Origin of the sequence: Corynebacterium sp. HMSC08C04 (assembly GCF_001807495.1) — a bacterium.
Taxonomy (GTDB): domain Bacteria; phylum Actinomycetota; class Actinomycetes; order Mycobacteriales; family Mycobacteriaceae; genus Corynebacterium; species Corynebacterium simulans.
Genome location: NZ_KV789229.1, coordinates 316,337 through 330,973 on the forward strand (window position 1 = coordinate 316,337; position 14,637 = coordinate 330,973).

Sequence of the window (14,637 nt, forward strand, 5' to 3'; positions counted from 1 at the left end):
ACTCCGGATTTAATGAAAAATAAGCTCGATTAGCGCTTGCTTGGGTGGGGAAATCGAGTCACGATAAAGCCAGAACTTCAGATGAGAAGCACAAGGCTTCCGGGTTCGGCCGGCGCACCCCATGAGTGTGAATTGAAGGGGAGTAGCCGGAGTGAAAATAGGGCAAAAGGCCCTATTAAAGAAAGGAGTTGGCAACAATGCCAGTAAGCCTCAGCGGACGTAACTTCCTCAAGCTCTTGGACTACACCCCAGACGAGATTCGCTACCTTATCCGCCTCTCCAAGCAATTCAAAGAAATGAAGATGGCCGGTGTGCCGCACCGCTACCTCGAGGGCAAGAACATCGTCCTCCTCTTCGAGAAGACCTCGACCCGTACCCGCTGTGCATTCGAGGTTGCCGGCTCCGACCTTGGCATGGGCGTTACCTACTTGGCTCCGGATAGCTCGCAGATGGGCAAGAAGGAGTCCATCGAGGACACCGCTCGCGTGCTGGGCCGCATGTATGACGGTATCGAGTACCGCGGCTTCGCTCAAGAGATTGTTGAGGACTTGGGCGCAAACGCAGGCGTTCCAGTTTGGAACGGCCTGACCACCGAGTTCCACCCAACCCAGATGATTGCAGACATGCTCACTGTAGAGGAGAACTTCCCACAGGGCCTGAGGGGTCTGAAGCTGGTCTTCATGGGCGATGCAGGCAACAACGTTGCAAACTCCCTCATGGTTGTCTGTGCAAAGCTCGGCATGCACTTCGTCGCTTGTGGCCCGAAGGCACAGATGCCAGAAGATGGCCTGGTCGAGGAGTGCACCAAGATTGCAGCCGAGACCGGCGGCTCCGTCACTCTGACCGAAGACGTCAAGGAAGCCTGCACCGACGCTCACGTCATCTACACCGACATCTGGCTGTCCATGGGTGAGCCGGCTGAGCTCTGGGAGGAGCGCGTCAAGCTGCTCGAGCCATACCGTGTCACCAAGGATGTCATGGCAATGGCTGCCGACGACGCCATCTTCATGCACTGCCTGCCTTCCTTCCACGATGTCAAGACCGTCATTGGCAAGGAAATCTCCGAGAAGCTCGGCGTTAGCGAGATGGAGGTCTCCGACGAGGTCTTCGAGTCCGCTTACTCCAAGGTCTTCGATGAGGCAGAGAATCGTCTGCACACCATCAAGGCGGTCATGTACGCCACCTTGTCCTAGAAAATCAAGGTCTTTTCACCAGGAGAAAGTGCAATGGATAAGCGACGTGTTGTCGTTGCCCTCGGTGGCAACGCCCTTGGAAACACCCCAACCGAGCAGCTGGAAGCAATCCGCCAGACCGCCGACTCAATCGTTGACCTCATCGAGGTCGGCCACGAGGTCGTGGTTACCCACGGCAACGGTCCACAGGTTGGCATGATCAAGGTTTCCTCCGACTTCTCACACCAGGAGGGAACCACGCCAGAGATTCCTTTCGCCGAGTGCGGTGCAATGTCCGAAGGCTACATCGGATACCACCTCCAGCAGGCCATTGAGAATGTGCTGCGCATGCGGAACCTAGAGCGCGACTGCTATTCCCTCATCACGCAGACGGTTGTCGACGAAAACGACCCGGCTTTTGATAACCCAACCAAGCCCATCGGTGTGTACTACAGCGAGGAAGAGGCAAAGCGGTTGGCTAAGGAAACCGGCAACACCTACGTCGAGGATTCCGGCCGCGGCTGGCGTTGGGTCATTGCCTCGCCACTTCCTATCGAGGTTGTAGAGGCAAAGAGCATCGCCAACATCCTGGGCTCCGGTGGCATTGCCATCGCAGCCGGTGGTGGCGGCATCCCAGTAGTCCGCAAGGAAGGCCAGCTCAGCGGTGTCACCGCAGTCATCGATAAGGACCGCACCGCGGCTCTTATCGCTCAGCAGATTGAGGCAGACACCCTGTTGATTCTCACCGCAGTTGACTACGCCTACTCCGGCTTTAACACCCCAGAACAAAAGGCTCTGGAGAAGGTCACCGTTGACGAGGTACAGAAGCTGATTGATGATGCAGCCTTTGCACCAGGCTCAATGCTGCCGAAGGTGGAAGCCTGCTTGGAGTTCGCCCGTTCGGGCGCCGGCCGTCGAGCAATCATCACCTCGCTCGAACATGCCGGTGAAGCCATGACTGGTTCCGTCGGAACCGTTATAACCTCTTAGGAGAAATTTATTGGCCGGGTAAGACAGTATGTGCTGGCTTCCCCGGCCTTTTATCACATGAAAGGAAGGCGCCATGACCGCGCCAATGAAAGAGAAGGATACAGACCCCAAGAAGAGGCGGAGGTTTCACTTCTCAGTTCCGTCTGCTTTTACGATTCTGTTTGCCCTGACGGTCATCTCTGCAATCGCCACCTGGCTGGTTCCGGCAGGCTCGTATTCGAAGCTGATGTATGACCCTGACTCGGGCAAGCTGAACGTGACCAACCCTGATGGTTCGGTCGACGTTCTGGACGCTACGCAGAAGACTCTCGATAGCCTGGGCGTGCAGATCAACATCGATCAGTTCACCTCTGGTGCACTGACGCAGGCAGTTTCCGTCCCGGGCACTTATGAGCATGTCACGCAGAACCCGGCTGGTCTGTGGGATATCCCGGTCAGCATGGTGCAGGGCACCATCGAGGCCGTTGACATCATCGTGTTCATCCTCGTGCTGGGTGGCCTCATTGGCGTGGTCCGCGCAACGGGCGCTTTCGAGTCGGGCCTGGTCGCACTGACCAAGAAGACGAAGGGGCACGAGTTCCTGCTCGTCGTCGTGGTCTCCGTGCTGATGGTGATGGGCGGTTCCGCCTGTGGCTTGGAGGAGGAAGCTGTTGCTTTTTACCCAATCCTCGCCCCAATCTTTATCTCGCTAGGCTATGACGCCATCGTCGTGGTGGGCGCCATCTTCCTGGCAGGTTCCATGGGTACGGCGTTCTCTACGATTAACCCGTTCTCGGTTGTTATCGCGTCGAACGCGGCGGGTATCAACTTCACAGACGGCATCGTATGGCGTCTGGTCGGCTGTGTCGTCGGCGGCATCGTGGTGATTAGCTACATGGCTTGGTATGCGCGTCGCCTCAAGGCAGACCCGAACTTCTCCTATGTCCTGGAGGATAAGGAAGTCTTTGAGGGCCAGTGGTCCATGGACGCCACCGGTGACGTTAAGAAGTTCGACCTTCGTCAGAAGGTCATCCTCATCCTCTTCGCTATCGCGTTCCCGTTGATGGTCTGGGGTGTTATGTCCCAGGGCTGGTGGTTCCCAACGATGGCGGCCGCATTCCTCACGGTGGCCCTGGCCATCATGTTCATTGCGGCAACCGGTGAGAATCGCTTGGGCGAAGCTGAGCTTTGCGACGCCTTCACTGAGGGTGCTTCCAGCCTGGTCGGCGTTTCCCTGATTATCGGTCTGGCCCGCGGCATCAACCTGGTGCTCAATGATGGTCATATCTCCGATACACTGCTGAACTCTGCAACCAACCTGGTTGAGGGAATGCATGGTCCAGTCTTCATCATCATGCTGATGATCATCTTCTTCCTGCTGGGCTTCGTTGTTCCTTCCTCCTCCGGCCTAGCTGTGCTGTCCATGCCGATTATGGCGCCGCTGGCAGATACGGTGGGCATCGACCGTTGGATTGTGGTCTGTGCTTATCAGTGGGGACAGTATGCAATGCTGTTCATCTGCCCGACCGGCCTGGTCATGGCAACGCTGCAGATGCTGAAGATGAAGTACACGCACTGGCTGCGCTTCGTCTGGCCGATGATGGTCTTCCTTCTGGTCTTCGGCGGCATCATGCTGGTAACTCAGGTGCTGATTTACTCCTAAGCTGTGGCTCGAGGGTGGAGGCCCTCAGGCTCAGTGTTTAGTGCCTCCCGCTTGGCTTTCTTCTCCACTCAATTGTTAGAGGAGGGCCGCGGGAGGCACTTTGCGTTTTGGAGCGATATAAAAGACTCCTTGTATATATTGCAGTGCCTTGCATAACTTGTTATTGTTTCCCGCATGAGTATTTCAGTAGCCATCGCGGGCGTTTCCGGATATGCAGGCGGCGAGATTCTGCGCCTGCTCTTGTCCCATCCAGCATATTTGTCCGGTAAGCTGCGGATTGGCGCCCTCTGTGGGCACTCCACAGCCGGGCAACCGGTGGCGCAGGTCGTGCCAAATGCGCCGCAGGTGTGGGGGAATACTATTCAAGACATTGCGGCGGAAAACCTGCTTGGGCATTCGGTGGTCTTCCTGGCGCTGCCGCACGGACACTCGGCGAAGTTGGCGCGGGAGATTGAGGCGGCGTCGCAAAGCACCGGCGTCGCAGCGCCGGTGTTGATTGATTGCGCGGCCGATTTCCGCCTCCGGAGCGAAGAGGACTGGCGGGAGTTCTATGGTGGGGATTACGCGGGCGCATGGCCCTATGGCATCCCAGAGCTGCCTGGAAATCGCGCACAGCTGCAGGGGGCATCGCAGGTAGCGGTGCCGGGATGCTTTCCCACCGCCGTGACTTTGGGTGCTGTGCCGGCCTTGGCGCAGGAGCTCATCGAACCTGATCTCAACGTGGTTGCGGTTACTGGCGTTTCCGGTGCAGGCAAGAAGGCCGCAGTGGGGTTGCTTGGTGCTGAGACCATGGGCAGTTTGCGCGCCTATTCGCCGGGCGGCACGCACCGTCATACCCCGGAGATGGTGCAGAACCTGGCGCCTTTCGTGCACGGTGACGCTGAGCTCAACCTCAGCTTTACTCCGGTCTTGGCCCCGCTGGTGCGGGGGATTTTGGCAACTATCAGCGCTCCTCTTGCCGGAGGAGTGGATGCCTCCCAGGTGCACAAAGCCTTCGCGGACTTCTACAAGGACGAGCCTTTTTGCCTAGTTTTGCCAGAAGGAATCCAGCCAGAAACGCAGAACGTAGTGGGCTCCAATATGGTGCATATCCAGGCTCATGTGGACGGTCGTGCCCGACGATTGCTCATCACTGTTGCGCTCGACAATCTGACCAAGGGCACCGCCGGTGCCGCCGTTCAATGTATGAATCTCGCGCTAGGGCTTGAAGAATCCGCCGGCCTGCCACAAGCGGCCGTCGCGCCCTAGGCGGTTATTAATAGCCACCTTTTTAATTAGGAGAAGACCATGTCTCTATCGCCCACCACGCTAGGAGGGCCCGTTCCCAAACCGACTGGCGTTACCGCGCCGAAAGGCTTTGTGGCGGGAGCAACTACTGCTGGGATTAAGCCATCTGGGAAATCAGATATGGCGCTCGTTGTAAATCAAGGCCCACACTTTAATGCAGCGGCGGTATTTACTCGCAACCGGGTCGTTGCCTCACCGGTAAAACTTTCCAAGGCCGCCGTCGCAGACGGGCAGGTAAGGGCCGTGTTGTATAACTCGGGCAACGCCAACGCCTGTAACGGGAAGCAAGGCGACAAAGATGCCCAAGCCATGGTGGATGAACTTGCTGCTCTAACTGGAATTGTCGGGCAAGATATCGCTGTATGTTCCACGGGGCTGATTGGCGAGCCTTTGCCGATGGATAAAGCATTAGGCGGCGTTAGCAGCGTCGTGGGGAAACTCAGCTCAGAAAGAGGTCACGCTGCCGCCGAGGCGATCATGACCACCGATACCGTGGCGAAGGAAGCTGTGGTGCACGGTGGTGGATGGACTTTGGGTGCGATGGGCAAGGGCGTGGGTATGATGGCGCCCTCGCTTGCAACGATGCTCGTGTGCCTGACAACCGACGCCGCGGCCACGCCTGCCGCGCTGCAGCAAGCGCTGCACAGTGCATGCGATGCGACCTTCAATACCTTAGATATTGATGGCTCGACCTCGACTAATGACACCGTCATCATCTTGGCAAATGGTGCATCGGGCATCGAGCCTTCGCAGGAAGAGCTCGACGATGCTGTTCTTAAAGCCTGTGCCGATATCGCGGATCAGCTGCAGGCCGACGCGGAAGGGGTGACCAAGCGCGTCAAAATCACCGTCGAGGGCACCACTGACGATGCGCAGGCGCTTGCCGCTGCGCGGACGCTGGGCCGGGATAACCTGTTCAAGTGTGCGATGTTTGGCTCCGATCCCAATTGGGGCCGCGTCCTTGCGGCAGTGGGCATGGCGGACGCGGATATGGACCCGGAAAACATCTCTGTTGCCTTCAACAATCAGCCTGTCTGCATCAACTCCACGGGCGCGCCCGGCGCGCGCGAGGTGGACCTATCAGGAATCGATATTGACGTCCACGTTCACTTAGGTCTTAACGGGCCAGGCCGAGCATTTTTACGGACTACGGATCTGTCTCATCAGTACGTCGAAATCAACTCGGCCTATAGCTCTTAGCTTCGGGGAATAGGCAAAGGCGAGGAGACTATGCAGTTAACGAACTTGGAGCGGGCCACGGTCTTGGCGGAGGCACTGCCGTGGCTCCAGCATTATCGCGACACAATAGTCGTGGTGAAGTATGGCGGTAATGCCATGGTGGATGAGCGGCTCAAGGCGGCGTTCGCGGCAGACATGGTTTTTCTGCGCGCGGTAGGCGCGAAGCCGATTGTCGTCCACGGCGGCGGCCCGCAGATCAATCAGATGCTGGGCAGGCTCGGCATCGAGGGCGAATTCAAAGGTGGCTTTCGGGTAACCACCCCGGAGGTGATGGAAGTCGTACGGATGGTCTTGTTTGGCCAGGTGGGCAGGGGATTGGTCAACCTCATCAACTCCCACGGGCCCTACGCGGTGGGCACTTCGGGCGAGGACGCAGGACTATTTCGCGCCCGAAAGCGCCTGGTCAACATCGATGGGCGGCTGACAAACATTGGTTTGGTCGGCGATATTACCGACGTCAACCCCGAAGCCTTGATGGACATCGTGGATGCGGGAAGGATTCCCGTGGTGTCAACCATTGCGCCCGGTAGGGATGGCGAGGTTTATAACGTGAATGCGGATACCGCGGCGGGTGCGCTCGCTAGCGCTGTGGGCGCGGAAAGGCTCGTGGTCCTAACCAACGTGGAGGGCCTTTATACCGACTGGCCAGATTCCGATTCTTTGGTCTCCAAGATTGAGTGCAGCGAGCTTTCGCAGCTCTTGCCCACCTTAGACAGCGGGATGATTCCCAAGATGGAGGCCTGCCTTAAAGCAGTGGAGGCAGGGGTAAATGCGGCCCACGTTTTCGATGGCCGCACCGAGCATGCGGTGGTCCTAGAGCTGCTGACCTCCGGCGGCATCGGAACGATGATTCTGCCTGATAACTATGACCGCGCTGATTATCCGGAAGGAACGGTCTTTAGAAAGGACGATAACGCATGACTTCGCTTATAAAGCGGTGGAACGAGGCGATCACGAATACCTAGGGCGCTCCGCCGCTCGGATTGGTCTCAGGTGCAGGATCTACCGTGGTTGATGAAGAGGGGAAGTCCTACATCGACATGCTGGCCGGCATTGCGGTCAATTCACTAGGCTACGGGCATCCTGCCGTAGTTCAGGCGGTAAGCCAGCAGGTGGCTAAGTTGGCGCACGTATCCAATCTTTTTGCTAGCGAGCCTGTGGTTGAGGTTGCACAGAAGCTCGAGGCTCGGGTGGGCGATAGCGATGCCCGGGTATTCTTCTGCAACTCCGGTACCGAGGCCAACGAGGCTGCGTTCAAGGTAGCGCGCTTGACTGGAAAGAAGCGGGTGCTGGCGGCGCACCACGGATTCCACGGGCGTACTATGGGCGCGCTCGCGATGACGGGGCAGCCGGGCAAACGGGCGCCTTTCGAGCCGCTGCCAGCTGGCGTGGAATTTTATCCCTATGGCGACATTGAATATCTGCGCACATTGGTGGAGCAGGATCCAGCCAATACCGCGGCAATCATTTTGGAGCCTATCCAAGGCGAAACCGGAGTGATTCCCGCGCCGGATGGATTTCTGGTTAAGGTGCGCCAGTTATGCGATGAATATGGGCTCCTCTTGATTGTTGATGAGGTTCAGACTGGCGTCGGGCGTACTGGTGACTTCTTCGCTTTCCAGTCCGCGGGAATCTTGCCCGATGTGATCACCATGGCCAAAGGCTTGGGGGCGGGCCTGCCCATCGGCGCGACCATCGTACGGGGCGCGGCGAAGGATTTGCTTACTCCGGGGAGCCACGGCACGACCTTTGGCGGCAATCCCGTTGCGTGTGCGGCGGCAAATGCGGTACTGGACACTATCGACGCCGCGTTCATTTCTGAGGTACGCAACAAGGGAGAGCGGCTCGCAGAACGCGTAGCTGCGTTGCCTGGCGTAGTAGAAGTGCGCGGTCGCGGCCTGATGCTGGGCGTGGTGCTGGAACGCCCTGTGGCCAAACAGGTGGTCAGCGCCGGCTTCAAGCACGGAGTAATTGTGAATGCGCCGAATGATTCCGTCGTGCGGTTGACGCCGCCGCTGGTGATTGAAGAGGCAGAGCTGGACGCCGCGGTTAACCGCTTTGCGCTGGCGCTTTCCGACGCCACCGTCAGCTAAAGCGCCACGTGTCCGGCGAGAGGTTTATGCTCGGGAACATGAAGAACCTAAACACCACAAAGCTTGTTTGTATTGGCCTGGGTCACGTTGGATCCTCGGTCCTTGCTTATGCCATGGAGTCCGGCCTTTTCGCGGATATCGCCGCAATCGATGTCAACGATAAGGTGGCACACGGTGAGGCGCTGGACCATGATCAATCCACCGGCGTGCCTGGCGTTGACCATATCCACGTCCACGCCGGTACCTACGCGGACTGCGCTGATGCTGATCTCATCATCGTATCTGCCGGTGCGTCCATGCAGCCGGACCCGGACAATCCGGGTTCTGCTCCTGACCGTGCCGAGTTGGCAGTTTCTTCCGGCCACGTTATTCGCAACGTCATGGAAGGCATCACTGCCCATACGAGTGAAGCGGTCATCCTGTTTATCACCAATCCTCTGGACGCAATGGTTACCCTTGCGCACCGCGAGTTCGACTACCCGCGCGAGCTACTCTTTGGTACCGGCACCATGCTCGATTCAGCGCGTCTGCGCTGGGCTATAGGGCGCGAGCTCGGTATCGATCCAAAGTCTGTCACCGGTTACATGATGGGTGAACATGGCATGACGGCCTTCCCAGTGCTGTCGAAAATGAACGTCCAGGGCTTGGGCTGGGAAGAACTCGAAGAGCTCCACCAGGGCTCGCTACCAGGTAAGGAAGAGCTCAAAGAAACCGTCGTCGGCGCGGCCTACGACGTCTTCAATGCAAAGGGCTGGACCGACGCTGGTGTGGCACGTTCCGCGGTAGCGATTGCGCGATCGATCATGCTGGATGAGAAGGCGGTTCATCCGGTCTGCTCCATGCTGGAGGGGGAATACGGCATCGACGATGTTGCGCTTTCCATGCCATCGGTTGTCGGCCGCGGCGGTGTCGAAAAGCGCTTGGCCCCCAAGCTCGATGAATGGGAGACCCAGAAGTTGGCTGAGTCCGCAAGCTATATCCGCGCAACTTTCGAGCGTACGCAGAGTTAATGGCTCCCGCCGGGACAATTCCGGAATCCTTCACGCTGAAGGTTTATGCTTGAAAGCGAATTTAATGCACTAAGACTTAGCGCATTTGAGGATATCGGATTGCCGGCATGAGTTTTAAGGAGAATTCTTTCGCGATGACAACGACGCCGACCACGCGCAATGCGCGCCAAGCCAAGATCCTGGAAATTCTGGATCGCACCCGCGTTACCAGCCAGGTGCAGCTTTCTGAGCTGCTGCTTGATGAGGGAATCGACATTACCCAGGCAACCCTTTCGCGCGATCTTGACGAGCTCGGCGCGAAGAAAGTAAAGCGCGGTGGCGGGCGTTCCTTCTATATGGTCGGCGGAGAGCTGGAGCAATTCGAAGACCAGCTTAACGGACCCCGCGAGAAGCTGCGCCGCATGCTCGACGAACTTGTTGTCTCGCATGATCATTCAGGAAACATCGCCATGCTGCGCACTCCAGCCGGCGCTGCGCAGTATTTGGCCTCCTTTATTGACCGCGTTGGTTTGAGCGATGTAGTCGGCTGCATTGCTGGTGATGACACTATTTTCGTCCTCGCGCGCGAGTCGACCACCGGCGAGGAACTTGCGAAGAAGCTCACAGCACGCGACGTTTAGGTTTTATACGTTCTATTGTATAATATTAACGATAGCTCGAAGATAACCAAAGGAGAATGATTATGAGCGCACGTGTTGTACTGGCTTATTCCGGCGGACTGGATACGTCCGTGGCGATCCCTTACCTGGCTAAGATGACCGGTGGCGACGTTGTTGCTGTCTCTCTTGACCTTGGCCAGGGTGGCGAGGATATGGAGTCGGTACGCCAACGCGCCCTCGATTGCGGCGCGGTCGAGTCCATCGTCATTGACGCTAAGGATGAATTCGCAGAAGAGTACTGCCTGCCTACCATCAAGGCTAACGGCATGTACATGAAGCAGTACCCGCTCGTTTCTGCGATTTCCCGCCCGCTTATCACCAAGCACCTCGTGAAAGCTGCGCAGGAGCACGGCGGAACACATGTTTCCCACGGTTGCACTGGCAAAGGTAATGATCAGGTCCGCTTCGAGGTTTCCTTCCGCGCACTCGATCCTTCGCTAGAGATCATCGCGCCAGCGCGTGACTACGCCTGGACTCGTGACAAGGCAATCGCCTTCGCAGAGGAGATCAACCTGCCGATTGAGCAGTCCGCATCCTCGCCATTTTCTATTGACCAGAACGTGTGGGGCCGCGCGGTAGAAACCGGCTTTTTGGAGGATCTGTGGAATCCGCCAACAAAGGATCTTTACGCCTACACCGAGGATCCGGCATTGGGTAACGCCCCCGATGAGGTCATCATTTCCTTTGAAAAAGGCAAGCCCGTCGCCATCGACGGCAAGCCGGTGACCGTTCTGGAAGCAATCGAAGAGCTCAATCGCCGCGCGGGTGCACAAGGCGTCGGCCGTCTCGACATGGTTGAGGACCGGCTCGTGGGCATCAAGTCCCGCGAGGTCTACGAGGCCCCGGGTGCCATGGTGCTCATCAAGGCTCACGAGGCGCTGGAGGATGTCACCGTCGAGCGTGAGCTCGCACGTTATAAGCGCCTGACCGACGCTCGCTGGAGCGAAGAGGTCTACGACGGCCTCTGGTACTCGCCGCTGAAGCGTTCCCTGGACGCCTTCATCGAGTCCTCCCAGGAGAACGTCACCGGCGATATCCGCATGGTTCTCCACGCCGGCACCGCAACTGTCAATGGTCGCCGCTCGGGTGAGTCTCTGTACTCCTTCGACTTGGCCACCTATGACACTGGCGACGCCTTCGATCAGTCCGCGGCCAAGGGCTTTGTCCAGCTGCACGGCTTGTCCACCCAGATCTCCAACCAGCGTGACCGCGACGGCGGCTTCCCAACCGGAAAGAAATAATGCATAAGACTAACGAGGGCGCATTGTGGGGCGGCCGCTTCAGCGGCGGCCCGTCCGAGGCAATGTTCGCCCTGTCCGTATCCACTCACTTCGACTGGGTCCTGGCGCCATATGACGTCTTGGCTTCCAAGGCACACGCCAAGGTGCTGCACAAAGCAGGCCTGCTTTCCGACGCCGACCTGCAGACCATGCTCGATGGCCTGACGCAGCTGGGGGAGAAAGTCGCCTTCGGCGAGTTTCGCCCGTTGCCCACCGACGAGGACGTCCACGGCGCGATGGAGCGCGGGCTTATCGACATTGTTGGGCCTGAGGTCGGCGGCCGCCTGCGCGCGGGCCGTTCCCGCAACGACCAGGTAGCAACCCTGTTTCGCATGTGGGTCCGCGATGCCATTCGCGATATTGCTCTGCAGGTCACTGACCTGGTGGATGCTTTGTCTCAGCAGGCAGCGGCGCACCCGGAGGCAATCATGCCGGGTAAGACTCACTCGCAGGCAGCGCAGCCGATCTTGTTGGCACACCAGCTGCTGGCGCACGCGCAACCTTTGCTTCGCGACGTCGATCGCTTAAAGGATCTGGACAAGCGCCTTGCTGTATCGCCTTATGGCTCCGGCGCGCTGGCGGGTTCTTCGCTGCACCTCGACCCAGAGGCAATCGCTGCGGAGCTGGGCTTCGAGTCAGCTGCGGAGAACTCGCTGGACGGAACCTCATCGCGTGACTTTGCCTCGGAGGCAGCTTTCGTCTTGGCGCAAATCGCGGTCGATATGTCTCGCTTGGCGGAAGAAATCATCTACTGGTGTACGCCGGAGTACGGCTACGTCACCCTGGATGATGCGTGGTCGACTGGTTCTTCCATCATGCCGCAGAAAAAGAATCCCGATGTTGCGGAGCTAACCCGCGGCAAGACGGGCCGCCTCATTGGCAATCTTTCCGGGTTGCTGGCCACGCTGAAGGCGCAGCCTTTGGCCTATAACCGTGACTTGCAGGAGGATAAAGAACCGATCGTTGACTCGGTGGCGCAGCTCAATCTGCTGCTGCCAGCAATGACCGGCCTGGTTTCCACCTTGGAATTCCACGAAGACCGCATGCGTGAGCTTGCCCCACGTGGATTCACTCTGGCAACGGACCTCGCCGAGTGGATGGTTCGCCAAGGCGTTCCGTTCCGCGAGGCACATGAGGCTTCGGGCGCGTGCGTTCAGATTGCCGAGGCAAGGGGAGTGGACCTGGTGGACCTCAGCGATGAGGAGCTCGCGGGCGTCGATAAGCGCTTGCTCCCTGCAGTGCGTGACGTACTCACCATCGATGGTGCGGTGGCCTCGCGTTCTACCAAGGGTGGAACCGCAGGTGTTCGCGTCGCTGAGCAGCGTGAACGCGTTGACGAGATCGCCGCGGAATTTAAGAAGTGGGCACAGACTCCGGTTATTCCAGGGGCCTAAGCCAGAAAAGCCGGTCATCTTCGATGCGTGAAGGCGGCCGGCTTTTCGCTTGTGCATTTCGCATCGCTGGGTTGGAGCCGCCGGCCGAAGCGCCGAGTGTAGGATTAACGCCATGAGTCTTGATCCACAACTTCTAGAGATTTTGGTCTGCCCCCAAGATAAAGGGCCGCTGACCTATAACGAGGATGCACAGGTTCTGGTCAACGAGCGTCTCGGCATTGCCTATCCCATCGAGGACGACATCCCGGTGATGCTAGCTGATCACGCAAAAGCATGGCCTGCACAAGCAGAGGCCTAGACGAAATTTCTGCACTTCGAATCTAGAAAGAGATTAGAAAGACTTTTATGAACATCATTGACGAGCTGTCTTGGCGCGGCCTCATCAACCAGTCCACCGACCTCGACGCACTGCGCGAAGAGTGCGAAAAGCCGATTACCCTGTACTGTGGCTTCGACCCGACGGGGGATTCCCTCCACGCAGGGCACCTAGTGCCGATGATTATGCTGCGCCGCTTCCAGGAATTTGGCCACCGCCCGATCACCGTTGCTGGTGGTGCGACCGGCACTATTGGTGACCCACGCGATGTGGGCGAGCGTTCCATGCTCAGCATGGACGTCATCGAGCAGAACCTGCAGGCAATCCAGAAGCAGCTGCGTCGCTTTGTGGATTTTGAGGGCGAAAACGCCGCCATCATGGTTAACAACGCTGATTGGACCATGAACCTTTCCGTTATCGACTTCCTGCGTGATATCGGAAAGAACTTCTCGCTGAACACCATGCTTGACCGCGACACCGTCAAGCGCCGCCTGGAATCTGACGGTATCTCCTACACCGAGTTCTCCTACATGCTGCTGCAGTCCAACGACTACGTGCACCTGCACCGTGAGTACGATTGCGTGCTCCAGATCGGCGGCGGCGATCAGTGGGGCAACATTGTCTCTGGTGTCGATCTGAACCGTCGCATGGATAACGCTAAGGTCCATGCGCTCACCGTTCCGCTGGTTACCGACGCCCAGGGGCAGAAGTTCGGTAAGTCCACCGGCGGCGGCAAGTTGTGGCTGGATCCTGAAAAGACCTCTGCTTACTCCTGGTACCAGTACTTCCTTAACGCTGGCGACTCTGTCGTCATTGACTACCTGCGTTGGTTCACCTTCCTGACTCAGGAAGAAATCGCGGAGTACGAGAAGGCCGTGGCGGAAGAGCCATACAAGCGCGCTGCGCAGCGTCGCCTGGCTCAGGAGATGACCAACATGGTTCATGGTGAAGAGGCAACCAAGGCAGTCGAGCTTGCTGCCCAGGCACTCTTCGGTAAGGCGGAGCTTAAAGAACTGGATGAAAAGACCCTGGCGGGTGCGTTGTCTGAAACCACAGTCGCTGAGATTACGGAAGGCGAGCCGCGGACCATCGTTGACCTTCTGGTGGCTTCTGGTCTGGCTGATTCCAAGGGCGCTGCACGCCGCACCATTAAGGAAGGTGGCGCTTACGTCAACAACCAGCGCATTGAATCGGATGACTGGGAGCCTGCAGCAGAGGACCTACTGCATGGCACCTGGCTCGTCCTACGTCGCGGCAAGAAGAACTTTGCGGGCGCACGCCTGGTTTAAAGGCTTCTAGCGCGACAAGTCGTGAGAACCGTCCACCTAAGGTGGGCGGTTTTCGTGTTTGACCTGGCGATTTGTCAGCCTTTAGGGGCGTGCGTATATTTATCGAGGTCACCGCGACAAGCGGTCGGCGGAGAGATTAACTCCTGGTTGACAAAATATCGACTTGTTAGCTAAAGTATGAACTCCAGTCGCTTAGAGAAACAGCAGGTTAAATGTTGTTGAACTAATGCGAATGATGTCTGAGAACTCAATAGTGTGCCAATGTA

At 58.0% G+C, this 14,637-nt stretch carries 12 protein-coding genes and 1 pseudogene; all 13 read left to right on the plus strand.

The genetic code is table 11. From position 1 onward, the window contains the following. The first annotated feature begins 197 nt into the window (after positions 1 to 197). The 13 genes and pseudogenes from argF (at position 198) to tyrS (ending at position 14,371) form a co-directional block, all read left to right on the plus strand. The gene (argF, locus tag HMPREF3169_RS11470; protein WP_061922645.1) at positions 198 to 1,193 is read left to right on the plus strand and encodes an ornithine carbamoyltransferase; all 996 of its coding nucleotides are present in this window, start codon (positions 198 to 200) and stop codon (positions 1,191 to 1,193) included. A gap of 33 nt (positions 1,194 to 1,226) precedes the next feature. After that, positions 1,227 to 2,162 carry a carbamate kinase gene (arcC, locus tag HMPREF3169_RS11475; RefSeq protein ID WP_070456684.1) on the plus strand — a complete coding sequence of 312 codons (936 nt, stop codon included), beginning with the start codon at positions 1,227 to 1,229 and terminating at the stop codon, positions 2,160 to 2,162. Between the two features lie 73 nt (positions 2,163 to 2,235). Next, positions 2,236 to 3,804: a YfcC family protein gene (locus HMPREF3169_RS11480; RefSeq protein ID WP_049147599.1), complete on the plus strand. Its 1,569-nt coding sequence runs from the start codon at positions 2,236 to 2,238 to the stop codon at positions 3,802 to 3,804. A 174-nt stretch (positions 3,805 to 3,978) separates the two neighbouring features. Beyond that, positions 3,979 to 5,052, plus strand: a complete 1,074-nt coding sequence (argC, locus tag HMPREF3169_RS11485; protein WP_070456687.1) for an N-acetyl-gamma-glutamyl-phosphate reductase — start codon at positions 3,979 to 3,981, stop codon at positions 5,050 to 5,052. A 39-nt stretch (positions 5,053 to 5,091) separates the two neighbouring features. Next, positions 5,092 to 6,291, plus strand: a complete 1,200-nt coding sequence (argJ, locus tag HMPREF3169_RS11490; protein ID WP_070456690.1) for a bifunctional glutamate N-acetyltransferase/amino-acid acetyltransferase ArgJ — start codon at positions 5,092 to 5,094, stop codon at positions 6,289 to 6,291. Positions 6,292 to 6,321: 30 nt separating this feature from the next. Beyond that, a complete protein-coding gene (argB, locus tag HMPREF3169_RS11495; RefSeq protein WP_070456693.1) occupies positions 6,322 to 7,251 on the plus strand; it encodes an acetylglutamate kinase in 930 nt (309 codons plus the stop codon). Continuing rightward, positions 7,248 to 8,423 (plus strand): annotated as a pseudogene (locus tag HMPREF3169_RS11500) (acetylornithine transaminase). The gene argB and the pseudogene HMPREF3169_RS11500 overlap by 4 nt, the downstream one beginning before the upstream one ends. A gap of 38 nt (positions 8,424 to 8,461) precedes the next feature. After that, positions 8,462 to 9,433, plus strand: a complete 972-nt coding sequence (locus HMPREF3169_RS11505; protein ID WP_141744861.1) for a lactate/malate family dehydrogenase — start codon at positions 8,462 to 8,464, stop codon at positions 9,431 to 9,433. A gap of 134 nt (positions 9,434 to 9,567) precedes the next feature. Then, the gene (locus tag HMPREF3169_RS11510; protein ID WP_049147590.1) at positions 9,568 to 10,053 is read left to right on the plus strand and encodes an arginine repressor; all 486 of its coding nucleotides are present in this window, start codon (positions 9,568 to 9,570) and stop codon (positions 10,051 to 10,053) included. A gap of 62 nt (positions 10,054 to 10,115) precedes the next feature. After that, complete coding sequence (locus HMPREF3169_RS11515) at positions 10,116 to 11,333, plus strand: argininosuccinate synthase (protein WP_061922627.1); 1,218 nt, start codon at positions 10,116 to 10,118, stop codon at positions 11,331 to 11,333. Next, positions 11,333 to 12,766 carry an argininosuccinate lyase gene (gene argH / locus HMPREF3169_RS11520; RefSeq protein WP_070456696.1) on the plus strand — a complete coding sequence of 478 codons (1,434 nt, stop codon included), beginning with the start codon at positions 11,333 to 11,335 and terminating at the stop codon, positions 12,764 to 12,766. Before HMPREF3169_RS11515 ends, argH begins: the two co-directional genes overlap by 1 nt. Positions 12,767 to 12,878: 112 nt before the next feature. After that, positions 12,879 to 13,064: a Trm112 family protein gene (locus HMPREF3169_RS11525; RefSeq protein WP_061922621.1), complete on the plus strand. Its 186-nt coding sequence runs from the start codon at positions 12,879 to 12,881 to the stop codon at positions 13,062 to 13,064. A gap of 47 nt (positions 13,065 to 13,111) precedes the next feature. Next, complete coding sequence (tyrS, locus tag HMPREF3169_RS11530) at positions 13,112 to 14,371, plus strand: tyrosine--tRNA ligase (protein ID WP_070456699.1); 1,260 nt, start codon at positions 13,112 to 13,114, stop codon at positions 14,369 to 14,371. Positions 14,372 to 14,637 lie beyond the last annotated feature (266 nt).